Annotated in this window: 32 protein-coding genes; 15 read left to right on the top strand and 17 right to left on the bottom strand. The window is 66.9% G+C overall.

The window, feature by feature from the left end:
* Nucleotides 1-15: 15 nt before the first annotated feature.
* The 15 genes from GRI99_RS15060 to pspF all read right to left on the bottom strand — a co-directional run bounded on the left by GRI99_RS15060 (nucleotide 16) and on the right by pspF (nucleotide 15,265).
* Nucleotides 16-1,068, bottom strand: a complete 1,053-nt coding sequence (locus tag GRI99_RS15060) for a sensor histidine kinase (protein ID WP_160772881.1) — start codon at nucleotides 1,066-1,068, stop codon at nucleotides 16-18.
* A 174-nt stretch (nucleotides 1,069-1,242) separates the two neighbouring features.
* Nucleotides 1,243-3,594, bottom strand: coding sequence for a polyribonucleotide nucleotidyltransferase (pnp, locus tag GRI99_RS15055; protein WP_160772880.1), 2,352 nt, complete (start codon nucleotides 3,592-3,594; stop codon nucleotides 1,243-1,245).
* A 232-nt stretch (nucleotides 3,595-3,826) separates the two neighbouring features.
* On the bottom strand, nucleotides 3,827-4,096 hold the full coding sequence (gene rpsO, locus GRI99_RS15050) for a 30S ribosomal protein S15 (protein WP_160772879.1): 270 nt from the start codon (nucleotides 4,094-4,096) through the stop codon (nucleotides 3,827-3,829).
* A gap of 24 nt (nucleotides 4,097-4,120) precedes the next feature.
* On the bottom strand, nucleotides 4,121-5,146 hold the full coding sequence (truB, locus tag GRI99_RS15045) for a tRNA pseudouridine(55) synthase TruB (RefSeq protein WP_160772878.1): 1,026 nt from the start codon (nucleotides 5,144-5,146) through the stop codon (nucleotides 4,121-4,123).
* Nucleotides 5,143-5,826 carry a site-2 protease family protein gene (locus GRI99_RS15040; protein WP_160772877.1) on the bottom strand — a complete coding sequence of 228 codons (684 nt, stop codon included), beginning with the start codon at nucleotides 5,824-5,826 and terminating at the stop codon, nucleotides 5,143-5,145. The genes truB and GRI99_RS15040 overlap by 4 nt, the downstream gene beginning before the upstream one ends.
* 25 nt (nucleotides 5,827-5,851) lie before the next feature.
* On the bottom strand, nucleotides 5,852-6,442 hold the full coding sequence (locus tag GRI99_RS15035; protein ID WP_160772876.1) for a thymidine kinase: 591 nt from the start codon (nucleotides 6,440-6,442) through the stop codon (nucleotides 5,852-5,854).
* Entirely contained in the window at nucleotides 6,442-7,002 is a 561-nt protein-coding gene (locus tag GRI99_RS15030; protein ID WP_160772875.1) for a GNAT family N-acetyltransferase, read from the bottom strand. The genes GRI99_RS15035 and GRI99_RS15030 overlap by 1 nt, the downstream gene beginning before the upstream one ends.
* 2 nt (nucleotides 7,003-7,004) lie before the next feature.
* On the bottom strand, nucleotides 7,005-7,406 hold the full coding sequence (rbfA, locus tag GRI99_RS15025; RefSeq protein WP_160772874.1) for a 30S ribosome-binding factor RbfA: 402 nt from the start codon (nucleotides 7,404-7,406) through the stop codon (nucleotides 7,005-7,007).
* Complete coding sequence (locus tag GRI99_RS15020) at nucleotides 7,406-7,945, bottom strand: DUF1697 domain-containing protein (protein WP_160772873.1); 540 nt, start codon at nucleotides 7,943-7,945, stop codon at nucleotides 7,406-7,408. Before GRI99_RS15020 ends, rbfA begins: the two co-directional genes overlap by 1 nt.
* Nucleotides 7,946-8,017: 72 nt before the next feature.
* Nucleotides 8,018-10,585 carry a translation initiation factor IF-2 gene (infB, locus tag GRI99_RS15015; protein WP_160772872.1) on the bottom strand — a complete coding sequence of 856 codons (2,568 nt, stop codon included), beginning with the start codon at nucleotides 10,583-10,585 and terminating at the stop codon, nucleotides 8,018-8,020.
* A 55-nt stretch (nucleotides 10,586-10,640) separates the two neighbouring features.
* Entirely contained in the window at nucleotides 10,641-11,378 is a 738-nt protein-coding gene (locus GRI99_RS15010) for a DUF448 domain-containing protein (protein ID WP_160772871.1), read from the bottom strand.
* Nucleotides 11,359-12,987, bottom strand: a complete 1,629-nt coding sequence (nusA, locus tag GRI99_RS15005) for a transcription termination factor NusA (protein WP_160772870.1) — start codon at nucleotides 12,985-12,987, stop codon at nucleotides 11,359-11,361. The genes GRI99_RS15010 and nusA overlap by 20 nt, the downstream gene beginning before the upstream one ends.
* Nucleotides 12,987-13,547: a ribosome maturation protein RimP gene (gene rimP, locus GRI99_RS15000; protein ID WP_160772869.1), complete on the bottom strand. Its 561-nt coding sequence runs from the start codon at nucleotides 13,545-13,547 to the stop codon at nucleotides 12,987-12,989. Before rimP ends, nusA begins: the two co-directional genes overlap by 1 nt.
* A 269-nt stretch (nucleotides 13,548-13,816) precedes the next feature.
* Complete coding sequence (locus tag GRI99_RS14995; protein ID WP_160772868.1) at nucleotides 13,817-14,128, bottom strand: hypothetical protein; 312 nt, start codon at nucleotides 14,126-14,128, stop codon at nucleotides 13,817-13,819.
* 102 nt (nucleotides 14,129-14,230) lie between these two features.
* Nucleotides 14,231-15,265 (bottom strand): phage shock protein operon transcriptional activator, encoded by a 1,035-nt coding sequence (gene pspF / locus GRI99_RS14990; RefSeq protein ID WP_160772867.1) that lies wholly within the window; start codon nucleotides 15,263-15,265, stop codon nucleotides 14,231-14,233.
* A gap of 139 nt (nucleotides 15,266-15,404) precedes the next feature.
* Here pspF and GRI99_RS14985 point away from each other — a divergent pair, with 139 nt between their 5' ends.
* Genes GRI99_RS14985 through GRI99_RS14925 form a run of 13 tightly spaced genes read left to right on the top strand, consistent with a single transcriptional unit; the run spans nucleotide 15,405 to nucleotide 20,883 of the window.
* Nucleotides 15,405-15,557, top strand: a complete 153-nt coding sequence (locus tag GRI99_RS14985; RefSeq protein WP_160772866.1) for a hypothetical protein — start codon at nucleotides 15,405-15,407, stop codon at nucleotides 15,555-15,557.
* 32 nt (nucleotides 15,558-15,589) lie between these two features.
* Nucleotides 15,590-16,393 (top strand): phage shock protein PspA, encoded by an 804-nt coding sequence (gene pspA, locus GRI99_RS14980; protein ID WP_160772901.1) that lies wholly within the window; start codon nucleotides 15,590-15,592, stop codon nucleotides 16,391-16,393.
* Nucleotides 16,394-16,396: 3 nt separating this feature from the next.
* Nucleotides 16,397-16,693: an envelope stress response membrane protein PspB gene (gene pspB, locus GRI99_RS14975; protein ID WP_160772865.1), complete on the top strand. Its 297-nt coding sequence runs from the start codon at nucleotides 16,397-16,399 to the stop codon at nucleotides 16,691-16,693.
* Nucleotides 16,690-17,070, top strand: coding sequence for an envelope stress response membrane protein PspC (gene pspC / locus GRI99_RS14970; protein ID WP_337192932.1), 381 nt, complete (start codon nucleotides 16,690-16,692; stop codon nucleotides 17,068-17,070). The genes pspB and pspC overlap by 4 nt, the downstream gene beginning before the upstream one ends.
* A gap of 39 nt (nucleotides 17,071-17,109) precedes the next feature.
* Nucleotides 17,110-17,397, top strand: coding sequence for a hypothetical protein (locus tag GRI99_RS14965; RefSeq protein WP_160772864.1), 288 nt, complete (start codon nucleotides 17,110-17,112; stop codon nucleotides 17,395-17,397).
* Nucleotides 17,397-17,672: a hypothetical protein gene (locus GRI99_RS14960; RefSeq protein WP_160772863.1), complete on the top strand. Its 276-nt coding sequence runs from the start codon at nucleotides 17,397-17,399 to the stop codon at nucleotides 17,670-17,672. The genes GRI99_RS14965 and GRI99_RS14960 overlap by 1 nt, the downstream gene beginning before the upstream one ends.
* Nucleotides 17,672-18,052, top strand: coding sequence for a hypothetical protein (locus GRI99_RS14955; protein ID WP_237438370.1), 381 nt, complete (start codon nucleotides 17,672-17,674; stop codon nucleotides 18,050-18,052). The genes GRI99_RS14960 and GRI99_RS14955 overlap by 1 nt, the downstream gene beginning before the upstream one ends.
* 12 nt (nucleotides 18,053-18,064) lie before the next feature.
* Nucleotides 18,065-18,379, top strand: coding sequence for a hypothetical protein (locus GRI99_RS14950; protein WP_160772862.1), 315 nt, complete (start codon nucleotides 18,065-18,067; stop codon nucleotides 18,377-18,379).
* Nucleotides 18,376-18,627, top strand: a complete 252-nt coding sequence (locus GRI99_RS14945; RefSeq protein ID WP_160772861.1) for a hypothetical protein — start codon at nucleotides 18,376-18,378, stop codon at nucleotides 18,625-18,627. Before GRI99_RS14950 ends, GRI99_RS14945 begins: the two co-directional genes overlap by 4 nt.
* A 27-nt stretch (nucleotides 18,628-18,654) precedes the next feature.
* Complete coding sequence (locus tag GRI99_RS14940) at nucleotides 18,655-18,894, top strand: hypothetical protein (protein ID WP_160772860.1); 240 nt, start codon at nucleotides 18,655-18,657, stop codon at nucleotides 18,892-18,894.
* A gap of 42 nt (nucleotides 18,895-18,936) precedes the next feature.
* Nucleotides 18,937-19,344: a SufE family protein gene (locus GRI99_RS14935; RefSeq protein WP_160772859.1), complete on the top strand. Its 408-nt coding sequence runs from the start codon at nucleotides 18,937-18,939 to the stop codon at nucleotides 19,342-19,344.
* Nucleotides 19,319-19,696: a YbaN family protein gene (locus GRI99_RS14930; protein WP_237438369.1), complete on the top strand. Its 378-nt coding sequence runs from the start codon at nucleotides 19,319-19,321 to the stop codon at nucleotides 19,694-19,696. Before GRI99_RS14935 ends, GRI99_RS14930 begins: the two co-directional genes overlap by 26 nt.
* A complete protein-coding gene (locus GRI99_RS14925; RefSeq protein WP_160772858.1) occupies nucleotides 19,693-20,883 on the top strand; it encodes a BaiN/RdsA family NAD(P)/FAD-dependent oxidoreductase in 1,191 nt (396 codons plus the stop codon). The genes GRI99_RS14930 and GRI99_RS14925 overlap by 4 nt, the downstream gene beginning before the upstream one ends.
* On the opposite strand, the gene GRI99_RS14920 is transcribed toward GRI99_RS14925, so the two are convergent.
* Nucleotides 20,880-21,401: a sterol desaturase family protein gene (locus GRI99_RS14920; protein WP_160772857.1), complete on the bottom strand. Its 522-nt coding sequence runs from the start codon at nucleotides 21,399-21,401 to the stop codon at nucleotides 20,880-20,882. The two genes, GRI99_RS14925 and GRI99_RS14920, sit on opposite strands and share 4 nt — an antisense overlap.
* 40 nt (nucleotides 21,402-21,441) lie before the next feature.
* Nucleotides 21,442-21,879 carry an acyl-CoA thioesterase gene (locus tag GRI99_RS14915; protein ID WP_160772856.1) on the bottom strand — a complete coding sequence of 146 codons (438 nt, stop codon included), beginning with the start codon at nucleotides 21,877-21,879 and terminating at the stop codon, nucleotides 21,442-21,444.
* 114 nt (nucleotides 21,880-21,993) lie between these two features.
* Between GRI99_RS14915 and leuC the strand changes: the two genes are divergently transcribed.
* Entirely contained in the window at nucleotides 21,994-23,424 is a 1,431-nt protein-coding gene (leuC, locus tag GRI99_RS14910; protein WP_160772855.1) for a 3-isopropylmalate dehydratase large subunit, read from the top strand.
* Nucleotides 23,411-23,908 carry a DNA-deoxyinosine glycosylase gene (locus tag GRI99_RS14905; RefSeq protein WP_160772854.1) on the top strand — a complete coding sequence of 166 codons (498 nt, stop codon included), beginning with the start codon at nucleotides 23,411-23,413 and terminating at the stop codon, nucleotides 23,906-23,908. The genes leuC and GRI99_RS14905 overlap by 14 nt, the downstream gene beginning before the upstream one ends.

Here is a 23,908-nt window from a genome sequence, read left to right as displayed (position 1 = left end):
CCACGACGAGGAGGATCAGGCCGTGGCGGTCAGGGGAAAATCGAGCGTGGCCAGGGTGCCGCCACCCGCACCGTCCGCGCGTACCACGACAAAGCTTCCGCCCAGGCTGCCCGCCAGCGATCGGGCGATGCGCAGGCCCAGGCTGGTGCTGCCTTCCAGCGTGAAACCTTCGGTCAGGCCCCGGCCATCATCGCTTACCGTGATGCGCAAGCCCCCGGCCCCGTCCAGCCGGTGGCCCGCAACGGCAACGGTAATGGTGCCGCCCTCACCCGGCGTGAAGCCGTGCTCCAGCGCGTTGCTCACCGCCTCGCCCACGATCAGCGCCACGGGGATCGACTGTTCCGCACCGATCACCGCATCGTGCTGTACGTCCATCCGCACGCTCACCGTGCCATCGGACCCGCTGGCGACGATATCGCGCACCAGTTCCTCCAGCATGACCGAAAGGCTGCGCTGCGAGCCTTCGGGCTCGTAGAGCGTGCGCTGGATCTTGCCCACCAGTTGCACCCGGCGGGCAGCCTCGGCCACGGCCTCGCGCGCGGGCCCGTCCGCCACCCGGCGGCCCTGGAGCGAGAGCAGCGAGCCGACCATCTGCAGGTTGTTGCCCACCCGGTGCTGCAACTCATGGAAAAGCAACTGGCGGCTTTCCGCCAGGTCGCGGTTGCGCTGTCGCTCGCGGTCGAGGCTGCCCATGGCCACCTGGGCGGAATGGATGGCGATGATGTCCACCACCACCACGAAGACATACAGGCCCATCGCCCAGCCCGCACCGCCCGCCATGCTGAGCGATCCGACCGGCGCCACGAAGTACCAGCGCGCCAGCAGGAACCCCAGCACCGCGCTGCTGATCCCGCCCCACAAGCCGAACAGCACCGCGCTGATGACCACGGCGGGAAAAAAGGTGACGTAGGGGAAACCGGAAGGCAGCTCGCTGTCGAGCGCCATGCGCAAGGCGAAGGCAACCGCGGTTATCGCCAGGCCCGCCGGCACGGCCAGCAGGGGCCGCCCACCTGCCAGTGGCAGACGGCGGAATACGCGCTGAAGCAGGTATACGAATCCGCCGTCCATTGCCTTGATACGTTTCGTTACATTCGCAGCGGAAGGCAAGGGGCCGATTATCATCTGACCACAAAGGCAAAAAAGAATGGGGCCGCAGTGGCTTGCGCCCTGCGGCCCTCTCTCCCACCCGTGGGGAAAGGCCCCTGATCCCTTACCGGGAGCCGGGGCCTTTCAAGCTGGTATTTAGTCGTCCTTCAGGAAGGCCGGCAGGTGGTCGGAACCACCGCCGCTGCTGGGACGGTCGCCATCGTTGTCACGACGGGGGCGGTCGCCCCGGTCACGATCACCGCCGCCGCGCGGACCACGATCGCGGTCGCCGCCACGGCCACCACGGTCACCGCCGCCACGCGGGCCACGACGGTCACCGCCGCGATCACCGCGATCACCACGGTCGCCGCGCGGTTCGCGCGGTTCGCGGGCGGGACGGGTGTCTTCCAGTTCCTCGCCGGTTTCCTGGTCAACCACGCGCATCGACAGGCGGACCTTGCCGCGCGGGTCGATCTCGAGGACCTTGACCTTTACTTCCATACCTTCGGACACGACATCGGTGGGCTTTTCCACGCGCTCGTTCTTCATTTCGGACACGTGGACGAGGCCGTCCTTGCCACCCATGAAGTTCACGAAAGCGCCGAAGTCGACGATGTTGACGACCTTGCCGGTGTAGATCTTGCCCACTTCGGCTTCTTCGACGATGCCCGAGATCCACGCCTTGGCGGCCTCGATCTGCGCCAGGTCGGACGACGAGATCTTGATCACGCCCTCGTCGTCGATGTCCACCTTGGCACCGGTTTCGGCCACGATCTCGCGGATCACCTTGCCGCCGGTGCCGATCACGTCGCGGATCTTCGACTTGTCGATCTGCATGGTCACGATGCGCGGGGCATGGGCCGACAGTTCGGTGCGGGCAGAGCCCAGCGCCTTCTGCATTTCACCCAGGATGTGGGTGCGGCCGGCCTTGGCCTGTTCCAGCGCCTTGGCCATGATTTCCTGCGTGATACCGGCCACCTTGATGTCCATCTGCATCGTGGTGATGCCCGCTTCGGTGCCGGCCACCTTGAAGTCCATGTCGCCCAGGTGATCTTCGTCACCCAGGATGTCGGACAGCACGGCGAACTCGTCACCTTCCAGGATCAGGCCCATGGCGATGCCCGACACCGGGCGCGCGATCGGCACGCCGGCGTCCATCATCGACAGACAGCCGCCGCACACGGTGGCCATCGAGGACGAGCCGTTGCTCTCGGTGATGTCCGACAGGATGCGGATGGTATAGGGGAAGTCTTCCTTGGCGGGCAGCACCGGGTGCAGCGCGCGCCAGGCCAGCTTGCCGTGGCCAACCTCGCGACGGCCGGGAGCGCCGAAGCGGCCGACCTCGCCCACCGAGTAGGGCGGGAAGTTGTAGTGCAGCATGAACGACTGGTACGATAGGCCTTCCAGCCCGTCGATCATCTGCTCGCTTTCCTTGGTGCCCAGCGTGGTGGTGCAGATCGCCTGCGTCTCGCCGCGGGTGAACAGCGCCGAACCGTGGGTGCGCGGCAGGAAGCCGACCATCGATTCAATCGGGCGGACCTGGTCGAGCTTGCGCCCGTCGATGCGCTGGCCGTCCTTGAGGATGGCGGTGCGCACGATATCGGCTTCCACCTTCTTCATGGTCTTCATGGCGACCATCTGGGTCTGCGGGGTTTCATCGGCAAACGCCGCCTTGGCCTTGGCCCGGGCTTCGTTCAGCGCGTTGGAACGCGCCGACTTGTCGGTCAGCTTGTAGGCTGCGGCAACGTCCTTGCCGATCAGGTCCTTGAGCTTCTTCTTGATGTCGGCGGTGTTGTCGCTCAGGTCGACTTCCCACGGATCCTTGGCGGCCTGCTCGGCCAGATCGATGATCGCGCCGATGACCTTGCGGCTTTCCTCGTGCGCGAACATCACCGCGCCGAGCATTTCCTCTTCGGTCAGCTCCTTGGCTTCCGATTCAACCATCATCACGGCCTGCTGGGTAGCAGCCACGACCAGGTCCAGGCGGCCGTCTTCCAGCGCCTTGTCCTGCTTGGGGTTGAGGACGTATTCGCCATCGATGAAGCCCACGCGGCAGGCGCCGATCGGGCCCATGAAGGGCACGCCGGAAATGGTCAGCGCGGCAGACGCCGCAACCATCGCCACAACGTCGGCCTCGGTCTCGCCGTCATACGACAGGACCTGGCAGATCACGTTGATCTCGTTGTAGAAACCTTCGGGGAACAGCGGGCGGATGGGGCGGTCGATCAGGCGGGAAACCAGCGTTTCCTTTTCCGTGGCGCCGCGTTCGCGCTTGAAGAAGCCACCCGGGATACGGCCGGCGGCGGAGAACTTTTCCTGGTAGTGGACGGTAAGGGGGAAGAAATCCTGCCCTTCCTTCACACTCTTGGCGGCGGTCACCGCGCAAAGAACAACGGTTTCGCCGTAAGTGGCGAGGACCGCGCCGTCAGCCTGACGGGCAATGCGGCCGGTTTCCAGAGTGAGGGTCTTGCCGCCCCACTCCAGCGATACAGTCTTGGTGTCGAACATAGTCTTCCTTCGTGAACCCGCGCGGCCACATTGCCGGGCGGGGCCTCATGTGCCGGGGATGCCGTCCCGGTCCGGTGCGGGGCGCTTCTGGCCCCTTGGATGGCCGCCTTTGCCGGATTGCAAAGGAGCCAGCTTGCGGTCGTGCCGCGAACCCGAAAACAGGGTCCACTTTTCGTGCGGCACTCCCAATAGCGAAAGGGCGGCTCGTTCCCGAGCCGCCCCCTCGAAACTCTTACTTGCGAAGACCCAGCTTCTGGATCAGCGCGTTGTACCGCGCCACATCCTTGCTCTTGAGATAGGCCAGCAGGCTGCGGCGCTTGTTGACCATCATCAGCAGGCCACGACGCGAGTGGTTGTCCTTGTGGTTGGTCTTGAAGTGCTCGGTCAGGTTGCGGATGCGCTCGGTCAGGATGGCGACCTGCACTTCCGGCGAACCGGTATCGCCCGGGCGCTGCGCGTTGTCTTCAATGATCTGGGTCTTCTTGGCGGCGGTAACCGACATTGCTTCATACCTTTCGCAGCATCATCAAACATTGAACCCGCGCACGACCGTGGCCGTGCCCCCTTCGATTTCCACCAGCGCGACAGGGTCTTTGCCCAGTATCGCAAGGTGGAGCCCGTCGGGATGGGGCAATCCGGAAATGACCCGGCCCTGGCGGACCGCCTGCGCGCTTTCCGGATCGAGGGTCAGGGCCGGGATGCCGTCCAGCCCCGCCTCCAGCGGCAGGAGGTGGTCTTCAAGTGGCGCGCCCTTACCGATTTCGTTCAACAAGTCCAGCGAAATCGCCTGATCCGCGGTGAACGGACCCGCCTTGGTGCGCCGCAGATAGGTGACGTGGCCAACCGTGCCAAGCGCCAGCGCGATGTCCCGTGCCAGACTGCGGATGTAGGTGCCCTTGGAGACGTGGGCTTCCAGGGTAACGTTTTCCAGAAGCTCCCCCGCTGGGGGAGGTGGCCCCCGCAGGGGGTCGGAGGGGGTCGTCCCGCCCCGACCCGCCCCCTCCGTCAGGGCTTCGCCCTGCCACCTCCCCCAAGAGGGGAGGATCCGGAGATCGTGGATCGTCACGCTGCGCAGCTTCATCTCCACAAGCTGCCCGCCCCGCGCCAGGTCATAGGCGCGGCGGCCATCCACCTTGATCGCGGAAAACATCGGCGGGGCCTGCTCGATTGCGCCGGTGAAGCGCGGCAGCACCGCCTGCACCTGCGCCAGCGTGGGCCGCGCATCGCTGGTGGCGATCACCGGCCCTTCGGTGTCCAGCGTATCGGTCTGCTCGCCGAAGCGGATGGTGAAGGCATAGACCTTGTCGCTGTCGAGCATTCGCCCGCACAGCTTGGTTGCCTCGCCCAGGGCGACCGGCAGCACCCCCTCGGCCAGCGGGTCCAGCGTGCCGCCATGGCCAACCTTGAGCCCGCCCTTCAGCTTCATGTTGAAGCCCGCCTCGCGCAGGTTGCGCTTCACGGCGGCAACCGCCTGTGTGGAGCCCAGCCCGCGCGGCTTGTCGAGGATCAGCCAGCCGTGCGGGCCACTGGTGGCGGGGGGATGGCGGGTCATTCGCCGGCGATGGTGGTGGCAAAGGCGATCAGGTGATCCATCACCCAGTTGAACGGGCCGCCCACCAGCCATTCGATGATGCCCAGCTCGGGCGCCAGCCAGGTCAGCGCCACCAGCAGGGCGAAAACCACCATGCCATAGCGCTGCAGGCTGCCATAGGCCGCGCCCAACCTTTCGGGCAGCAGGCCCTGCACGATGTGGCTGCCATCGAACGGCGGGATCGGCAGCAGGTTGAACATGGCCAGGAACACGTTGATGCCGATAAAGGTAATCACCGCCTGCACCAGCAGCGGCGAGGCGATCTCGGCCGATCCGGCGGCCATGCGCACGACCAGCCCCAGCGCCAGCGCGCCGATCAGCGCCAGCACGATGTTTACCGCCGGCCCCGCCGCACCCACCGCCATCATGCCGAAGCGCGGGTTGTTCAGCCGGTCCATCCGCACCGGCACGGGCTTGGCCCAGCCGAACACCGGCCCGCCAGCCAGCGCCAACGCGCCCGGCACCAGCAGCGTACCCACCGGATCGACATGGCGCAGCGGGTTGAGGCTGAGCCGCTTAAGGTCACGTGCAGTGGTATCACCCAGCGCCAGCGCCACGCGCCCATGTGCCACCTCGTGCGTGACGATGGCGATGATCAGGCAGGGGATCAGGATCAGCGCCTGAATCAGGGTATCGGTCATGGGCGGGTAAATAGGGGCAGCGCGGTCAACCCGCCAGCTTTCCCGCCAGCGCATGGCTGAAATGCCGGCGGCACAGCGCCACGTAGCGGTCGTTGCCGCCGATTTCGGTCTGCGCCCCGGCCTTCACCGCCGCGCCGTGTTCGTCCACCCGCAGGTTCATGGTGGCCTTGCGCCCGCAGTGGCACACCGCCTTCAACTCCACCAGCGCATCGGCAATGCCCAGGAGCACGGCGGAGCCCGGGAACAGCGCCCCCTGGAAGTCGGTGCGCAGGCCATAGCACAGCACCGGAATGCCGCCTTCATCCGCCACGCGGGCCAGTTGCCACACCTGGTCGGGGGAAAGGAACTGTGCCTCGTCCACCAGCACGCAGGCCAGCGGCTCCACCGCGTGCGCGGCCATGATCGCGCCCCACATGTCGGTCTCGGCTGCGAACAGGTGCGCGTCCGCCTCCAGCCCGATGCGGCTGGCGATGGGGCGGCCGGGAGAGCGATCATCCAGCGCGGCGGTCCACAGCATGGTGGCCATGCCGCGCTCGCGATAGTTGAACGCGGCCTGCAGCAGCGTGGTCGATTTGCCGGCGTTCATGCTGGCATAGTAGAAATAGAGCTTGGCCATCAGGCGCTCGCCCACTCGTGCGCCAGCAGGCTGAACACCACGGTATCGCGTAGGTGCCCGTTCCAGGTTATCCGTTCGGCCCGCAACACGCCCTCCTCCACCGCGCCCAGCTTGCGCACCGCGGCCTGCGATCGCAGGTTGCGCTTGTCGACGCGGAACTCCACGCGGCGGAAGCCGGCAGCGAAGGCGCGATCCAGCACCAGTTGCTTGACCCGCGCGTTGAGGCCCGTGCCGCGCGCGGCGGGGGCCAGGAAGGTGCCGCCCACCTCCAGCCCCTGCCGGTCGGCCCGCACCGAGGCATAGGCCGTCATCCCGCGCACCGTGCCGTCTACCAGGATGGCGAAAACCTTCCTGTCCGGCGCGGCCAGCGCCAGGTCGAACAGCGGATCGAACCGCTCCCCGCTCATGTTGTAGGGATAGACTTGCCACACCGGATCGTCCGGCAGGCAGCAGGCGCGCAAGGCTTCGCGGTGGCCTTCTGCAAGCGGCACCACGTCCACGCGACCGCCCGGCCAGTCCGCATCCACCATCGGCGCGGCCAGCAGGTCGGCATTTGCCATGCTCACTCCTCGTCTTCTCCGATATCGCGCAGCACGCGCGGATCGTGGAGGAGCTGGTCGATCCGCATCGCCTCGTCAAAGCTCTCATCGGCGCGGAATTGCAGCTTGGGGGCGAACTTCAGGCCCAGCCGCTGGGCCACCTCGCGCTGGAAGAAGGCGGTGTGGACCTGCAGCGCCTTCACCACCTTCGCCTCATCGCTGCCAAGCAGCGGCTTCACGTAGACCTTGGCATTGCGCAGGTCGGGCGACATGCGAACCTCGGTTACGCTGACGGTCACCGCGCTCAGCGTGTCGTCATGCACCTCGCCGCGGGCCAGCAGCTCGGACAGGATGTGGCGCACGCGCTCGCCCACCTTAAGCAGGCGGACCGACTGGTCTTCTCCGGTGGCGGTGTGCTTGGGCATCAGGCTTCCATCTTGTCCAATATGCGTTGCAGGCTGTTGAGGTTGCGGGCGGTGCCGCGCGCCTGCATGTAGCGGTCGGTGAAGGCGCCGGTCAGCTTGCTGGTGCCGACGCCGTCCACGAAATCGATATACATGCAGCGCGGCCCCAGGGCGAGCCGTTCAGGCCCCCTGCCCTCATAGGCCGCCAGCATCACCCTGAACTGGTCGGGGTCGGGTTCGCGATCCAGGAACACGGTGTGAACCAGGTTGGGCTGGCCATCGGCGCGGAACGGGTTGTCCAGAATCGCGCTGCGCACCTCGGCCGCATCGCGCACGGCGGCGAAGGTCTTGAAGCCGAACCTGTCCTGCACGATCCATTCGAGCATCTCGGACAGGCCATCGGTCGGCCGTTCGTCATACGAAAACAGCACATTGCCGCTGGCGACCACAGTTTCGACATCTGCGATGTCTTCCCGCTCCAGCGCTTCGCGCAGGTCCGCCATGGTCAGGCGGTTCCCCCCCACGTTCATGCTGGCAAAGAAGGCGACGTAGCGGGTCATGCCAAAGTCCACCCTTTCCGCTGGCCGCGCCCGCCCCCGGCCCCTTCCGCAAGCGGGAGGGGGGGAAGCAGGTTACAACGTCCGTTCGCGTTCCTCGACCTCGAAGATTTCGAGCTGATCGCCCGCCTTGATGTCGTTGGTATCGGCCAGCACCGTGCCGCATTCCATGCCGGCGCGCACTTCGTCCACGTCGTCCTTGAAGCGCCGCAGACTGGCGATGGTGGTGGCCGAGACGATAACGTCGTCGCGGGTAAGGCGGGCGCTGAGGCCCTTCTTGATGACGCCTTCCAGCACCAGCAGGCCGGCGGCCTTGTCGCGCTTGCCGGCAGGGAACACCTGCTGGACACGGGCGCGGCCGACCACGTGCTCGATCCGCTCGGGGCCCCAGATGCCGGCCATCTCCTTCGCCACGTCGGCGGTCAGGTGATAGATGACATCGTAGTACATCATGCGGGTCTTGTGCCGTTCGATCTGCTGGCGCGCGTTCGGGTTCGGGCGCACGTTGAAGCCGATGATCGGCGCCTTGCTGGCGGCTGCGAGGGTCACGTCGCTCTCGGTGATGGCACCAACGCCCGCGTTCAGCACACGGACCTTGATCTCGTCGTTCGAGAGGTTGTGGAGCGCCGTCACGATGGCTTCCACCGAACCCTGCACGTCGGCCTTCACCACCACCGGGTATTCGATCACATTGCTCTTCAGATTGGAGAACATCGTATCGAAGCTGGTGGGAGCCAGCGTGGTGCGCTTCTCGTTGGCCTTGTCCTGGCGGAACGCCGCCACTTCGCGGGCGCGCTGTTCGTTTTCCACCACGGTCAGCACGTCACCGGCCCCGGGCACGCCGCCCAGGCCCAGCACTTCCACCGGGGTGGATGGCGGCGCGGTCTTCACCTGCTTGCCGTGATCGTCGATCAGGGCGCGCACGCGGCCGCTTTCGGTGCCGACCACGAAGGTATCGCCCACCTTCAGCGTGCCGCGGTTGACCAGCACGGTGGCCACCGGGCCGCGGCCCTTGTCCAGCTTGGCCTCGATCACGGTCGCTTCGGCGGCGCGGTCGGGCCGCGCCTTCAGTTCCAGCAGTTCGGCCTGGAGCAGGATCTTCTCGATCAGGTCGTCCAGGCCCTTGCCGGTCTTGGCCGAGAGTTCCACGTCCTGCACGTCGCCCGACATGGCTTCCACCACCACTTCGTGCTCCAGCAGGCGCTCGCGCACCTTCTGCGGGTTGGCCTCGGGCTTGTCGCACTTGTTGATCGCCACGATCATCGGCACGCCGGCAGCCTTGGTATGATTGATGGCCTCGATCGTCTGCGGCATGATGCCGTCATCCGCCGCCACCACCAGGATCACGATATCGGTCACGTTGGCGCCGCGCTGGCGCATCTGCGTGAACGCGGCGTGGCCCGGGGTATCGAGGAAGGTGATCTTGTCCTTGCTCTTGGTGGTGATCTGGTAGGCACCGATGTGCTGGGTGATGCCGCCGGCCTCGCCCTTCACCACGTTGGCACCGCGCAGGGCATCGAGCAGGCTGGTCTTGCCGTGGTCGACGTGGCCCATGATCGTCACCACCGGCGGACGCGTCACCAGCGTTTCGGCCGGATCGGTATCCTCGGCATGGTCGATGTCGACATCGCTGTCGCTGACCCGCTGGATGTTGTGGCCGAATTCCTCGACCAGCAACTCCGCCGTGTCCTGGTCGATCGTCTGGTTGACGGTGACCATCATGCCCATGTTGAACAGCGCCTTCACCAGGTCGGCGCCCTTCTCGGCCATGCGGTTGGCCAGTTCGCCCACGGTGATCGCCTCGGGCACCACCACGTCGCGCACCTGCTTCTCGCGCTGCTGGCTCTGGCCCGAATAGTGCGCGCGGCGCTCCTTCTCGCGGGCGCGCTTCAGGGCGGCCAGCGAGCGGGCGCGGGCGCCCTCGTCATCGTTCAGCGCACGGTTGACGGTCAGCTTGCCGCGGCGCTGGTCGCGCTCGCCGGCCTTGCCACCACCGGCACCGGGGCCGCCGGGCGCCTTGCGCTCGGGCTTCTTGCTGGTGACGGCTTCCTTCTCGGGCCGGCGCGGCTCGGGCCGTTCCACCGGGGTGAAGCGGCGCGGCGGCGGGGCGGTCTCGCCGGACGTGGCAGCGGGCGCGGCCTCTTCGGCAGCGGGCGCTTCAGGGGCGGGCGCCGGGGCAGGCGCATTCTTTGCGGCCTCGGCCTCGGCAGCGCGGCGCTGCTCGGCCTCTTCCTCGGCGCGGCGGTTGTCCTCGGCGCGGCGCTTCTCCTCGTCAAGCGCGCGAGCCTTCTCCTCCTCCTCGCGGCGGCGGGCTTCCTCGGCCATGCGCAGCCGGTCTTCCTCGGCCTCGCGCTGCAGGCGGGCAACGCGCTCCTGCGGGGTCTCGCCCGAAGGCGCAGCCTTGCGCTGCACCGGCGGCGGGGGCGGCGGGGGCGGAGGAGGCGGCGGCGGCGGAGCGGCCACCGGGGCTGCGGCGGGAGCGGCCTCGCCGGGCTTCCTGAGGACACGGCGCTGCTTTACCTCGACCACCACCTTGTTGGTGCGGCCGTGGCTGAAGGTCTGCTGGACCTGGCCCGCGTCAACCGATCGCTTCAGCCCAAGGGGCTTGCGTTCGCGCTGCGGGGTTTCATCGTTATCGCTCATACGCCTTCAACAGTCCTTCAACTCGCCGGCACGCAACCGCGTGCGGGGTATTCCATCAATCCAATTGCGCCTGGCCCAGCGGAGCATCGCCCGCCTGGTCAGCGCCATCATTCCCGGCCGCGAATCCCGCCCCCAGGTAGGCCCGTAACCGGCCGAGGGGAGCCTGCACCCGCGCGGCCGAAGCCGCATCGGCCAGCGCCAGGTGGACCACATTGTCGCGGCCCAATGCCACAGACAGGGCATCCCGGTCCAGTGGCAGGCGATCTCCAACAAGGCCAGAGCCTTCTTCGTCCAGCCCCACGCGCCAGGCCTGGTCCAGCTTGCGCGCGCCATCGGCGCTTGCATCGGCGGCATGGTAGAGCGCGGCAACCTTGCCCATGCGGGCATCGTTGGCGATCCGGTCGGAACCCAGCAGCAGCTTGCCGGCGCGCATTTCCAGGCCCAGGCGGTCAACCAGCGCCCTGACCAGCGCGGCCTCTATCCGGTCTGCCAGGTCTTCTGGGATGGCCAGCTTTCCGTCTTTGAAGGCCCGCGCCAGCGCAGCCTTAAGCTTGCCATTGCCGAGCGCATTTTCAAGGTCGGCCCGGCCCACCGAGAGCCACGCGCCGCGCCCGGGGGCACGCGCGTTGACATCAGGCAGCACCGCGCCATCGGGCGCAATGGCCAGGCGCAGCAGGTCATCCCGGCCGCCGTGGCGGCCGGTCAGCACGCAGCGCCGCTCGGGGGCATCACTGCCCCCGCCGCGCTTGCCGGAGCTGGCGGAACCTAGCGGCTCATTGTGAGGAATCCGCATCAGCGGCCTCCTCTGTTGCCGGCTCGTCCTCGAACCAGTGGGCGCGGGCGGCCATGATGATCTCGTTGCCCTGTTCTTCGGACAGGCCATAGGTGCCCAGCACCCCGCCCTTGTCTTCCGGCCGCGCATTGCGCTTCAACTGCGGGCCGTCGGCGTTGCGGCGACGCGGCGCCTCGCGCTTCTTGGCGATCAGCTCGTCGGTGGCGAGGTCAGCCAGGTCATCCAGCGTGCGGATGCCCGCCTTGCCCAGCGTGACCAGCATGTCCTCGGTCAGGTGCGGCAGCTCGGCCAGGGCATCTTCCACGCCCAGCGCGCGGCGCTGTTCGCGGAAAGCCTCTTCCTTGCGCTCCAGCGCTTCCTGCGCGCGGGTCTGCAGCTCCTCGGCCAGTTCCTCGTCGAAGCCTTCGATGGAGGCGAGCTCGGCCATGTCGACGTACGCCACTTCCTCCAGCTCGGCGAAGCCTTCGGCCACCAGCAACTGCGACAGGGTCTCGTCCACGTCCAGCTCTTCCTCGAACATCTTGGAACGTTCGGCGAATTCGCGGGTGCGCTTCTCGCTGGCTTCTTCCTCGGTCAGGATATCGATCTGGTGACCGGTGAGCTGGCTCGCCAGGCGCACGTTCTGGCCGCGGCGGCCGATCGCGAGCGAGAGCTGGTCGTCAGGAACGACCACCTCGATGCGGCCCTCGTCCTCGTCCAGCACCACGCGGCTGACCGTGGCGGGCTGGAGGGCGTTGACCACGAAGGTGGCGGTGTCCTCGCTCCAGGGGATGATGTCGATCTTCTCGCCCTGCAGTTCCTGCACCACGGCCTGCACGCGGCTGCCCTTCATGCCCACGCAGGCGCCGACCGGGTCGATGGAGCTGTCGCGGCTGATCACACCGATCTTGGCGCGACTGCCCGGATCGCGGGCGGCGGCCTTGATCTCGATGATGTTGTCGTAGATCTCGGGCACTTCCTGCGCGAACAGCTTCTTCATGAAGTCCGGATGCGCGCGGGACAGGAAGATCTGCGGACCGCGGTTGTTGCGTTCCACCTTCATGATAAGCGCGCGCACACGCTCGCCCACGCGGGCAGCTTCACGCGGAATCTGCTGTTCGCGGCGGATCACGCCCTCGGCGCGGCCCAGGTTGACGATCACGTGGCCGAATTCGACCGACTTGATCACGCCAGTGATCACCTCGCCGGCGCGGTCCTTGAATTCCTCGTACTGGCGCTCGCGCTCGGCATCGCGGACCTTCTGGAAGATCACCTGCTTGGCGCTCTGCGCGTCGATGCGGCCCAGGTCGACCGGGGGCAGCGGGTCGACGATGTAGTCACCCACCTTGGAACCGGCCTGCAGCTTCTCGGCCTGCTTCAGGTCCACCTGCTTGAAGTAGTCCTCGACCTCTTCCACCACCTCGACCACGCGCCACAGGCGCAGGTCGCCGGTCAGCGGGTCCAGCTTGGCGCGGATGTCGTTCTCGGCACCGTAGCGGGCGCGGGCGGCCTTCTGGATCGCCTCTTCCATCGCCTCGATCACGATCGCCTTGTCGATCATCTTCTCGGTGGCGACCGAGGTGGCGATTGCAAGCAGCTCTGCCTTGTTGGCGGAAATGGGACTGGCCATCAGTCGTCAGCCTTCTCTTCTTCGGTGGTTTCGACGATCTCGTCCACGCCGGACGTATCGAGCGGTTGGGTTGCGGCGATCAGCTTTTCGGTGAGGATGAGCTGCGCCCGGTGAATGTTGTTCAGATGTACCTGGCGGGCGCCCAGCTTGCGGTCTTCGATGGTGACCGTGTCACCGTCGATCCCGCCCAGTTCGCCGGTCATGTGCTTCGCGCCATCGACCGGCTCGACGAGCGCCAGCTTGGCCTCGTGCCCGGCCCAGTTGGCATAGTCCTTCGCCCGGGTCAGCGGCCGGTCGATGCCGGGGCTGGACACTTCGAGCATGTAGGCACCCTCGATCAGCTCGCCCTCGGCCTCCTCCACCGCGTCGATCGCGGCGGACACGGCGCGGGAAAGCTGGGCGCACTGTTCCACCACCATCTGCCCGGTGGCTGGATCCTCGGCCATGATCTGCAACGTGCGCTCTTCCCCCTGGCCGAACATCTGCACGCGCACCAGCTCGAAGCCCAGCGCGCTGGCTTCGGCATCGATCAACTGGGCAAGGCGCTGGTCAAGGGCCATGGAAACTGCACTGCACTCCGGTAGGGGACAAGGTCATGACAACGGCCGCTTGGTGCCGGCCCCTTGCGGCGCCAGCATCCGGAAATCGTCAAGACAATGTCGGGATGCGGGCCAGATAGGCGGCTGCGGGGAATTTTGCAAGCGCCGTGTGACACCAGCCTCGCACGCCTTCCGGAACAGCGAAGGCGGGCGCGGCATTTGCTGCCGGCCCGCCTTCAGCCCTCAACCAAACCACCCCGAGCAGTCCCCACTGCCGGGCAGGCGATTGCTCAGTTGTTGCGGTTGGCGTCACCCACGGCGGTGGCCGTGTTGTCCAGCCGCTGCACGGTTTCCTGGCCGTGGCTCACCGGGTTGATCCCGGCTTCGTCCAGATAGGCCATGCCGGCATCGACCGCGCTGTCGACGAAGCCCGGCTCCTCCGCGGTGGCCGAGCGCTGGGCCACGGCCTGCGCCGCCCACGGGTTGCTGGCTGCCCGCTCGGCATCCTGCTTCTGGTCGGTGGAAAAGAAGAACACGGCAATACAGATGACGGCGACTGCGCCGACTTTATGACGAACGATACCCCTGGCAAGTGCGAACATGGTAATCTCCCCTGAATCCGGGAAACTACTTAGTGCAGTTGCGGTTAGAGAGGCGTTAACCGCCCATTTTATCCATGGTAACCATTGGCCGCCGCCGCACGATCACTCCTGCTGGGCGATGGCGTGCTTTTTCAGGCAGTGGCGCAACTGGTCATACGTGAGGCCCAGCGCCCGGGCGGTCTGCCGCTGGTTCCACCGATGGCGGCCCAGGGCCTGCTCCACGATGGCCTTTTCGTGCGCATCCACCGCGGCGCGCAGGTCAGCCACCTGGCTGAGATCCGGCGGCGGCGCGGCGGCCGGGGCACTGGCGGGCGCAGCAGCATGCACCGCTGTATGCCCGGCGCGCGGCAGCGGCATCGGCTTCCACGGGCTGTCGAAAGGATCGAAGGCGATCTGGGCGATCGGCTCGGCCCAGTCGTCCCAGCGATAGACCGCGCGCTCCACCACGTTGCGCAGTTCGCGCACGTTGCCCGGCCAGGCGTATTGCTCCAGCGCGCGGGCGACGTGGTCGGCAAAGCCGGGCCATTCCTCCCACCGGAGTTCCGAAGCCATGCGCCGCCCGAAATAGTCGGCCAGCACGGCAATGTCCCCCTCGCGCACGCGCAGCGGCGGCAGGGTGATCACCTCGAAACTCAGCCGGTCGAGCAGGTCGGGCCGAAAGCGCCCCTGCGCCGCCATGGCGGGCAGGTCCTCGTTGGTGGCGGCCACGATGCGCACGTCCACCCGTACCGGCCGGCTGGCCCCGATGCGCGTGACCTCGCCATATTCGACCGCGCGCAGCAGCCGCTCCTGCGCGCCCATCGACAGGGTGGCCAGCTCGTCCAGGAACAGGGTGCCGCGATCGGCTTCCTCGAACCGCCCGGCCCGCGCCCGCGTGGCGCCGGTGAAAGCGCCCGCCTCGTGCCCGAACAGTTCGGCCTCGATCAGCGTCTCCGGCAGGGCCGCGCAGTTGAGCGTGACCAGCGGATGTTCCCACCGATCGGACAGGCGGTGCAGGCGTTCGGCGATCAGTTCCTTGCCGGTGCCACGCTCACCGATCACCAGCACGGGGCGGGCCAGCGGCGCGGCGCGGCTGGCGCGCTCGACCGCGTCCAGGAAAGCGCCCGACTGGCCGATGAACTGGGTTTCCCGCTCCATGCACCGCAATATAGTGGATTTGACCAAGGCTTGGCAATATTTCCCAACTCTGGAACGGGAAAATCGGCCTCACCATCCGTAACGGCAAACTGGCACGCTGCTTGCGATTAATCCTGCATCTATCGATCAGGAGGTTACCATGTACGATCAGCGCTTCTTCGCCAGCAGGCTGGGCCTCAGCGCAGTGGTGAGCATCGCGGCGATGGTCTCGTTCAATTTCTACGCCCTGGCCCAGCAGCCGGTGCAGGCGGCCGAAGTGCCTGCCGTTGTCGGCACGGTGACCCTGGCGTGAACGACAAGGCCGCCAATTTCCTGACCCCGGTCGTGACGCCGGAGGAGGCAGAGCGCGGATCGCGGCTTGACCGCGAGATCGCTCGTCTGCGAACCTCGCCCACGCCAACGCGCAATTCGCTTTATGCTGCCAATCCGACTTCTGCAGGAGCTGCCTTGATGGGCATTTTTTCCCGGACCCGTGATATCATCGCCGCCAATTTCAACGAACTGCTCGACCAGTCGGACGATCCGTCGAAGATGATCCGCATGATCATCCTCGAAATGGAGGAAACGCTGGTGGAAGTGCGCGCCAGTGCCGCGCGCACCATTGCCGACCAGAAGGAAATGCACCGCCACGCGGTGAAGCTGGACAAGCTGCAGCACGACTGGGCCGACAAGGCGCAACTGGCCCTGTCCAAGGGCCGCGAGGACCTGGCCCGCGCCGCGCTGGTGGAAAAGCGGAAAGCCGGTGACATGGTGGAGCAGTTGCGCGCCGAGGTGAAGGTGCTGGACGATGCCCTGCGCGCCTACGAGGCCGACATCCACAAGCTGCAGAGCCGCCTGCGCGAAGCCCGCAGCCGGCAGAGCCAGATCGCCGCGCGCCTCGAAAGCGCCGAGAACCGCTTCAAGCTGCGCAGCCTGATGACCAACGAGCGCGTGGACGAGGCGCTGACCCGCTTCGAGCAGATGGAGCGCCGGGTGGACTATGCCGAGGGCCGCGCCGACGCGATCGGCATGGAAGGCCCGCGCACGCTGGCCGACGAGTTCGCCGCGCTGGAAGGTGCCGACAAGGTGGACGAGGAGCTGGAAGCAATGAAGCGCGCCCTGGGCCTGGGCGGCGAGAAGGAGCGCTGAGCCATGGAACCTGTCATTGCCGTGGTCGCGATCTTCGTCGGCCTGCCGTGGGTAATCCTGCACTACATGACCAAGTGGAAGACCGCCGCCACCATCACCAACGATGACGAGGTGCTGCTGGAGGAGCTCTACCAGCTCGCAAAGCGCCTGGACGAGCGGATGGACACCGTGGAGCGGCTGGTGGCCAGCGACCACGAGGACTTCAAGCCCGCGCGCCTGCTGGCCGACCGCGAGGAAGACAATGTGCAGCTCCAGGAACTCGAAATGCTGCTGAGGGAAAAGAAGGGAACCCGCCGGTGAACAAGACCACCCACACCACGCTGTACCGCGACAAGGAAAACGCCAAGTTCATGGGCGTGTGCGCGGGGATTGCCGACTATACCGGGGTCAACGCCCTGTGGGTGCGGCTGGGCTTCTTCCTCTCGCTGGGGCTGACCGGCGGCATGACGCTGCCCATCTACCTGCTGATGGGCCTGCTGCTGAACAAGAAGCCGGCCCACCTGTACCAGGACAAGCGGGAGCAGCAGTACTGGCAGGGCGTGCGGCAGAACCCGCGCCGCACAGTGCGCGAGGTGCGCGCCCGCTTCCGCGACGTGGACCGCCGCCTGGCCTCGGTCGAGCACTACTATGTCTCGAGCAACCCGCGCCTGGCCGAAGAGATCGAACGCCTGCGCTGAGCCGGCCATCACCTTATATTTTGAAGGGGGAATGCGAACATGGAACTTGGTCCGCTCATTCCGATTTTCGCGCTGCTCATCCCGATCGTGGCGATCTGGACCCGGCACCAGCAGAAGATGGCCGAAATGGGCCGCGATGGCACTGCGGCTGGCGACAGTGCCGCCATCGCCGTGCAGAACGGCAAGATCCGCGCGCTGGAGGACCGGGTGAAGGTGCTGGAACGCATCATCACCGACAACCGACACGGCGCGGACCTGGCCCGCGAGATCGATGCCCTGCGTGAGGATGCCGGCGTGGCGCTGGCGTTCGAGAAGGAGCGCGTGTGATGGGCGTGGGTGAGACCTTTGCCTTCATTGCCCTGGCCGGCGTGGCGATTGCCCTGCTTATCTCTGCGGTGGAAGTGACCAAGCGCTTCATCGCTTACAAGGAAGCCAAGCTGGCAGCACAAGGCACCGCCGCGGAAAACCGCGCCCTGATCTCGCGCATCGAGGTGCTGGAACGCATCGTCACCGATCGCGGGCCTGACCTGGCGGGCGAAATCGAGGCGCTGCGCCGCGCTGATGCCGGCGCACCGCTGGCCTTCGAGAAGGAGCGCGTGTGATGGAGATCCCTGTTTTCGTCATGCAACTGGTGCCGTGGATCGCCGGCATCATCATCACCACTTCGGCGCTTGGCATCTATGCCAGCCACGCCAAGACGCGGATGAAGATCCAGAACGGCTATCCGCTGGAAGGCATGTGGGGCCAGTCCCTGAAGCCCACCGGCGCCAGCGAACATGCCGAGCGCATCAAGCTGCTGACCCAGGAAAACGCCGCGCTTCGGGCCGAGGTCTCCTCGGTCAAGGAGCGGCTGGCCAACGTGGAGCGGATCGTGACCGACAGCGGCTTCGGCCTGTCCGAACAGATCGCCGCTCTGGGCAGCCGGGACGATAACGGTACGCCGCTGGAGCTGGTCGGCGGCCGCGACAAGACCCGCGCCTGAGGAGCACGCGAGATGACCCCTGACCTGTTCCTGGTTTTCCCTTTCATCATCGTCGTCACGGCCATCGTCATGGGTGTGATCGGCAAGGTGTCAAAGCACGCGATGGACCTGAAGCACGCGGAGAAGATGATGCACTTCAACGCCTCCGCCCCGGCCCCGCAGGTCACCGCGAAGCTGGAAGAGCTGGAACAGCGCCTGCGCGTGCTGGAACGCATCGCCACCGAGGACCGCCAGGGCACCGCCCTGGCCGCCGAGATCGAGGCGCTGCGGAATGATGCCGGAACGCCCCTTACCATGCCCGCGCGCGACCGGGAGCAAGTGCAATGAACTTCTTTACCGTCTTGCTGCTGATCGTGATCGCGGGCCTGGCCTATGACGTGATGCGCCAGCGCAGCCAGTCCGCCGGCGGCCAGCCTGCCGGTCCCCGCGACCAGGCCGCCAGCCTGCGCGAGGCCGAGCTGGAGCGCGAACTGGCCGAGCTGCGCGAACGGGTGAAGGTGCTGGAACGCATCGCCACCGATGACAATGACACACGTGCCCTGGCGGCCGAAATCGACCGCCTGCGCGATAGCTGACCGCTTTTGGATCTGGAGGGTTAGACAATGCTCACCGAACAGATGCTGCTGGCAAGTTCCACCCTGCTGGGCCTTGTCATCCTGTCCCTGGCCGCACTGCGCGGCTGGCAGGGCTGGCTGGCACTGAAGGAACGCGAACTGGACCTGCGCCGCGCCGCTCCCGAAACCGAGGGCGGCAGCCGCGAGGGCATGCAGCGGATCGAGATCGCCGACCTCAAGGAACGCATCCGCAAGCTGGAAGCCATCGCCAACGGGGTAGACCTCTAGCCGGGCTGGATTTGTCGGCCGGAAGGGCTACATGGCCCACCCATGCGCAGCCTGTCCGACATCCTCGACGAATACGAGTTCCTCGACGGCGATGACCGTTATCGCCTGCTGATCGAACTGGGGCGCGAGCTGGAGCCGATGCCCCAGCCGCTGAAAACCGATGCTACGCTGGTGCGCGGCTGCTCGGCGCAGGTGTGGGTCTATCCCACCGGCGAGGCGCAGAACCTGCACTTCCTGGCCGACAGCAATGCCGCCATTACCAAGGGCATCGTGGCACTGGTGATCGCCGCCGTGCAGGACAGGCCCGCTGCCGAAGTGGCGCAGATGGATGTGGCTGCCGCCCTCGCCCCGTTCGACCTGAAAAACCAGCTCTCCAGCAACCGCACGCAGGGCGTACCCAACATGATCGCGCTGGTGCAGGACCATGCCGCGCGCATTGCTGCCGCCTGACATGGCGCGCCCGCTGTGGTCGGCGGCGGGCCTGCTGTTCGTGGGCCTGGCCGCGCTGGGCGTGGCCCTGCCGATCCTGCCCACGGTGCCGTTCCTGCTGCTGGCGGTATTCTGCTTTGCCCGCGGCAACCGCGCGTGGGAGGCGCGCCTGCTGGCCCACCCGCGCTGGGGGCCACCCTTGCGTGACTGGCAGCAGCGCCGCGCGATCTCGCGCCGGGCGAAGGTATCGGCCCTGACCGCGATGGGCGCGGGCGTGGTGCTGACCGCGCTCACCGCCGGCTGGCCGTGGTGGCTGGTGACGCTGGGCGTGGTGTCGCTTACCGGGAGCTGGATCTGGACCAGGGCAGAATGAGCGACTTCGATGCCATCGTGCTTGGTGCAGGCGCAGCGGGCCTGTTCTGCGCCGGCGTTGCCGCGCAGCATGGCGCGCGGGTGCTGGTGCTAGACCATGCCGATGCGCCGGGGAAGAAAATCCTCATCTCCGGCGGCGGGCGGTGCAATTTCACCAACCTGCACACCGCGCCCGATCGCTACCTTTCGGCCAACCGGCACTTCGCCAAGTCGGCGCTCAGCCGCTACACTGCGCAGGACTTCATCGGCCTGGTCAACGCCCACGGTATCGCCTGGCACGAAAAGACGCTGGGGCAACTGTTCTGCGATGGCTCCGCCCGCCAGATCGTGGATATGCTGCTGGCCGAACTAGCGAAGGGCGGCGGCGAGCTGGTCTGCGGTGATGCCATCCGCGATGTGGCCCATGCCGATGGCCGCTTTGCCGTGACCACCAGCCGCACGATTTACGAAGCGCGCCAGCTGGTGATCGCCACCGGCGGCCCCTCCATCCCCAAGCTGGGGGCGAGCGGCTTCGCCTATGACCTGGCCCGCCAGTTCGGCCTGAAGGTGGTCCACCCGCGCCCTGCGCTCGTCCCGCTGACGCTGGGCGGCGAGGAGGTGCTGTTCCGCGAGCTGTCCGGCGTCTCCGCCCCGGTCGTCGCCACGGCGGGCAAGGCCAGCTTTGCCGAAGCCGCGCTGTTCACCCATCGCGGGCTGAGCGGACCGGCGATCCTGCAGGCCAGTTCCTACTGGACCGGTGGCGAGCCGCTGTGGATCGACTTCCTGCCGCAGGCGGCGCGCGACTGGCTGCTCGACGCAAAGCGCACCAGCCCCCGCGCCACCTTGCGATCGGCCCTGCGCGATGCCCTGCCCCAGCGGCTGGCCGACGTGCTGGCCGACCGGCTGGGCGTGGACGGGATGCTGGGCACCCTGCCCGACAAGCCGCTGCGCGCCGCGCAGGAACGGCTGGGCCGCTGGGCCTTCCACCCCAACGGCAGCGAGGGCTTCGCCAAGGCGGAAGTCACCGCAGGCGGCATCAGCACTGCCGAGCTTTCTTCAAAGACGATGGAGGCCAGCAATGTGCCCGGCCTCTACGCGATTGGCGAGGCGGTTGATGTGACCGGCTGGCTGGGCGGCTACAACTTCCAGTGGGCCTGGGCCAGCGGCCATGCGGCCGGGCGGGCGATCGCGGAAGCGGCGCGGGGCTAGGCCCCGACCGCGTCGCGCACCACGGCAATCCCTGCCTCGCGCTGGCGCTTCAGTTCCGCCTTCAGCACCGCCGGATCGCGCGCGAAGACGAAGCCGAAGCTGACCCCGCCTTCCTTGCCGATGGTCGCATGGTGGAGCTTGTGCGCCTGCACCAGCCGCTTGGCATAACCGCGCTTGGGCACCCATTTGAAATAGCGCTGGTGCACCAGCCCGTCATGGATGAAGGTGTAGATCAGGCCATAGACCAGGATGCCAAGGCCGATCCATGTGCCCGGCCACCAGGCATCGGCGCCCAGCACCAGCGGGCTGCCAACGGCGAACATGCTGATGCTCATGACGGCACCGACCACGCCATACAGGTCGTTTTTCTCGAACGTGTTGTCATGCGGCTCATGATGGTCGCGGTGCCAGCCCCAGCCCCAACCGTGCATGATGTACTTGTGGCTGGACCAGGCAACGAACTCCATCGCCAGGGCGCTGGCCAGCACGATCAAAACGGCAAGAACGGTATCAGGCATGGCGGCGCTATAAACCTCTCGGCCGGCAAGCGCAAAGCGGTCAATCGGCGGTAGGCCGTTCCTGCTTGCTGGCCGCGTTCTGGGGCAGGCCGAAATGCGCCTCGGCAATCTCGCGGTTGATGCGCGCCGGACGCAGCGTCTGGCTGTCCACGCAGCACCACATGGACTGCACCTCGGCCAGCACTTCGCCCCCGCGCTCGATCACGGTGTTGTAGAACGCCCGCGCCCCGGCGATCTTTTCCAGCACGGTGCGGGCGATCACCTGGTCCTTCAGGAAAGCCGGGCGGCGATAGGTAATCTCGTGCTTCAGCGCCACCCACAGGTGGGCGGCCACCTGGTCCGGCGGGGCCACGTGCTGCCAGTGGGCCAGCACCACATCCTGCACCCAGTTCAGGTAGCGGGCATTGTTCACGTGCCCCATGAAGTCGATATCGTCCGGGGTAATGGCAATGGGAATCGCATGGGTGTTAGCTGACATGGGTGTAAGTTAGCGATTGCTGCACCTGCTTCCAAGCCTTTTCGGGGCCCCAAGCAAAACTTTGCGCCCGCGCGCTTGAAAGCAGGGGCAAATCGGCGCAGATGCCGCTGCATTATGGCAAGCAAACCGCGCACCCTCTACGAGAAGATCTGGGACAGCCACGTGATCGAGCAGCGGCCCGATGGCACCTGCCTGATCTTCATCGATCGCCACCTGGTTCACGAAGTCACCAGCCCGCAGGCGTTCGAGGCATTGCGCCTCAACGGCCGCAAGGTGCGCCGACCGGAACTGACGCTGGCCGTGCCCGATCACAACCTGCCCACCACCGCGCGCGTGGATGCGGCGGGCAAGCGCGTGCCGATCGCCGACCTGGAGAGCGCCGGGCAGCTTGAAGCGCTTGAGCGCAATGCGCCCGAATTCGGCATCACCTATTTCGGCGCCACCGCCGCGCAGCAGGGCATCGTCCACGTGGTCGGGCCGGAACAGGGCTTCTCGTTGCCCGGTGCCACCATCGTCTGCGGTGACAGCCACACCGCCTGCCACGGCGGCGTTGGCGCGCTGGCCTTCGGCATCGGCACCAGCGAGGTGGAACACGTGCTGGCCACGCAGACGCTGCAACTGCGCCAGAGCAAGACCATGGAAGTGCGCGTGGAGGGCAGCCTGCCCCCCGGCGTATCCTCCAAGGACCTGATCCTGCACATCATCGGCACCATCGGCACCGCCGGGGGCACCGGCCACGTGATCGAATATCGCGGCAAGGTGTTCGAGGAAATGAGCGTGGAGGGCCGCCTGACGGTCTGCAACATGAGCATCGAGGGCGGTGCCCGCGCCGGCCTGATCGCGCCGGACGATACCACCTTCGCCTACCTGAAGGGTCGCCCCTATGCGCCAAAGGGGGCCGAATGGGATGCAGCCGTGGCCTATTGGCGCACACTGCATACCGATCCGGGCGCGACCTTCGACAAGACCGTGGTGATCAACGCGGCCGACGTGGAACCCACCGTGACCTGGGGCACCAGCCCGGAAGACACCGTGGCCATTGGCGGCGTGGTGCCCGATCCCGCCAGCTTCGCCGATCCCTCCAAGCAGCGCGCCGCTCGCGCCAGCCTGGACTACATGGGGCTGGAGCCCGGCCAGAAGATGGCCGAGGTCGAAGTGCAGAACGTGTTCATCGGCAGCTGCACCAACAGCCGCATCGAGGACCTGCGCGCCGCCGCTGAAGTGCTGAAGGGTCGCAAGGTCCACCCCAACATCAAGTGGGGCATCGTCGTTCCCGGCTCGGGCCTGGTCAAACTGCAGGCCGAGGCCGAGGGGCTGGACAAGGTCTTCACCGAAGCAGGCCTGGAATGGCGCGAACCCGGCTGTTCGGCCTGCCTGGGCATGAACCCGGACAAGGTGCCTGCAGGCGAACGCAGCGCCTCCACCAGCAACCGCAACTTCGTGGGCCGCCAGGGGCCGGGTGCGCGCACCCACCTCGTCTCGCCCGCAATGGCGGCAGCGGCGGCGGTGACCGGCAAGCTGACCGACGTGCGTGAGCTTGGCTGAGCGCAAATCCAGCTTCCCGCCCCACATCACGCCGCACGCCCGCCTGTTGATCCTCGGCAGCCTGCCGGGTGAGGCATCGCTGGCGGCGCGGCAGTATTATGCCCATCCGCGCAACCTTTTCTGGCGGCTGATGGGCGAGGTCCTGGGGGAGGATTTACCCGCCCTGCCCTATCAGGAGCGCCTCACCGCCCTCGCCCGCCGCCATGTCGGCTTGTGGGACGCGGTCGCCAGTGCCAGCCGCAAGGGCAGCCTCGATGCCGCAATCCGCGCGGTCGAAGCCAACCCCTTGGCCGACCTCGCCGCGCGGCTGCCACACCTGAACGCCGTCGCCTGCAACGGCCAGGCATCGCACCGCATCGCCACGCGCCCACTGGCCACCTCCGGCCTGCCGGTGATCGCCCTGCCCAGTTCCAGCCCCGCCCACGCCGCCATGCCATTCGCGGAAAAGCGCAGCCGCTGGCTGGAATTGCGCAGATTCCTGTAA

The sequence above is a fragment of the Alteraurantiacibacter buctensis genome, from assembly GCF_009827655.1.
In the GTDB taxonomy this organism is placed as follows: Bacteria; Pseudomonadota; Alphaproteobacteria; order Sphingomonadales; family Sphingomonadaceae; genus Alteraurantiacibacter; species Alteraurantiacibacter buctensis.
Note: the sequence above shows the minus strand (reverse complement) of the source record. Positions and strands in the feature narration are given on the sequence as shown.

Excerpts from the sequence above, each read along its gene's own strand:
- GRI99_RS14960 (WP_160772863.1), top strand. The coding sequence starts at position 17,397 with ATGGGCGTGGGTGAGACCTTTGCCTTCATTGCCCTGGCCGGCGTGGCG.
- GRI99_RS15040 (WP_160772877.1), bottom strand. The coding sequence starts at position 5,826 with ATGACCGATACCCTGATTCAGGCGCTGATCCTGATCCCCTGCCTGATC.
- GRI99_RS14995 (WP_160772868.1), bottom strand. The coding sequence starts at position 14,128 with ATGTTCGCACTTGCCAGGGGTATCGTTCGTCATAAAGTCGGCGCAGTC.
- GRI99_RS15030 (WP_160772875.1), bottom strand. The coding sequence starts at position 7,002 with ATGGCAAATGCCGACCTGCTGGCCGCGCCGATGGTGGATGCGGACTGG.
- GRI99_RS14945 (WP_160772861.1), top strand. The coding sequence starts at position 18,376 with ATGAACTTCTTTACCGTCTTGCTGCTGATCGTGATCGCGGGCCTGGCC.
- rimP (WP_160772869.1), bottom strand. The coding sequence starts at position 13,547 with ATGGCCCTTGACCAGCGCCTTGCCCAGTTGATCGATGCCGAAGCCAGC.
- GRI99_RS15060 (WP_160772881.1), bottom strand. The coding sequence starts at position 1,068 with ATGGACGGCGGATTCGTATACCTGCTTCAGCGCGTATTCCGCCGTCTG.
- infB (WP_160772872.1), bottom strand. The coding sequence starts at position 10,585 with ATGAGCGATAACGATGAAACCCCGCAGCGCGAACGCAAGCCCCTTGGG.
- rpsO (WP_160772879.1), bottom strand. The coding sequence starts at position 4,096 with ATGTCGGTTACCGCCGCCAAGAAGACCCAGATCATTGAAGACAACGCG.
- GRI99_RS15035 (WP_160772876.1), bottom strand. The coding sequence starts at position 6,442 with ATGGCCAAGCTCTATTTCTACTATGCCAGCATGAACGCCGGCAAATCG.
- nusA (WP_160772870.1), bottom strand. The coding sequence starts at position 12,987 with ATGGCCAGTCCCATTTCCGCCAACAAGGCAGAGCTGCTTGCAATCGCC.
- GRI99_RS14920 (WP_160772857.1), bottom strand. The coding sequence starts at position 21,401 with ATGCCTGATACCGTTCTTGCCGTTTTGATCGTGCTGGCCAGCGCCCTG.
- rbfA (WP_160772874.1), bottom strand. The coding sequence starts at position 7,406 with ATGCCCAAGCACACCGCCACCGGAGAAGACCAGTCGGTCCGCCTGCTT.
- GRI99_RS14925 (WP_160772858.1), top strand. The coding sequence starts at position 19,693 with ATGAGCGACTTCGATGCCATCGTGCTTGGTGCAGGCGCAGCGGGCCTG.
- GRI99_RS14940 (WP_160772860.1), top strand. The coding sequence starts at position 18,655 with ATGCTCACCGAACAGATGCTGCTGGCAAGTTCCACCCTGCTGGGCCTT.
- truB (WP_160772878.1), bottom strand. The coding sequence starts at position 5,146 with ATGACCCGCCATCCCCCCGCCACCAGTGGCCCGCACGGCTGGCTGATC.
- GRI99_RS14965 (WP_160772864.1), top strand. The coding sequence starts at position 17,110 with ATGGAACTTGGTCCGCTCATTCCGATTTTCGCGCTGCTCATCCCGATC.
- GRI99_RS15010 (WP_160772871.1), bottom strand. The coding sequence starts at position 11,378 with ATGCGGATTCCTCACAATGAGCCGCTAGGTTCCGCCAGCTCCGGCAAG.
- leuC (WP_160772855.1), top strand. The coding sequence starts at position 21,994 with ATGGCAAGCAAACCGCGCACCCTCTACGAGAAGATCTGGGACAGCCAC.
- GRI99_RS15020 (WP_160772873.1), bottom strand. The coding sequence starts at position 7,945 with ATGACCCGCTACGTCGCCTTCTTTGCCAGCATGAACGTGGGGGGGAAC.
- GRI99_RS14930 (WP_237438369.1), top strand. The coding sequence starts at position 19,319 with ATGCCGCGCGCATTGCTGCCGCCTGACATGGCGCGCCCGCTGTGGTCG.
- pspB (WP_160772865.1), top strand. The coding sequence starts at position 16,397 with ATGGAACCTGTCATTGCCGTGGTCGCGATCTTCGTCGGCCTGCCGTGG.
- GRI99_RS14935 (WP_160772859.1), top strand. The coding sequence starts at position 18,937 with ATGCGCAGCCTGTCCGACATCCTCGACGAATACGAGTTCCTCGACGGC.
- pspF (WP_160772867.1), bottom strand. The coding sequence starts at position 15,265 with ATGGAGCGGGAAACCCAGTTCATCGGCCAGTCGGGCGCTTTCCTGGAC.
- GRI99_RS14915 (WP_160772856.1), bottom strand. The coding sequence starts at position 21,879 with ATGTCAGCTAACACCCATGCGATTCCCATTGCCATTACCCCGGACGAT.
- GRI99_RS14950 (WP_160772862.1), top strand. The coding sequence starts at position 18,065 with ATGACCCCTGACCTGTTCCTGGTTTTCCCTTTCATCATCGTCGTCACG.
- pnp (WP_160772880.1), bottom strand. The coding sequence starts at position 3,594 with ATGTTCGACACCAAGACTGTATCGCTGGAGTGGGGCGGCAAGACCCTC.
- GRI99_RS14985 (WP_160772866.1), top strand. The coding sequence starts at position 15,405 with ATGTACGATCAGCGCTTCTTCGCCAGCAGGCTGGGCCTCAGCGCAGTG.
- GRI99_RS14955 (WP_237438370.1), top strand. The coding sequence starts at position 17,672 with ATGGAGATCCCTGTTTTCGTCATGCAACTGGTGCCGTGGATCGCCGGC.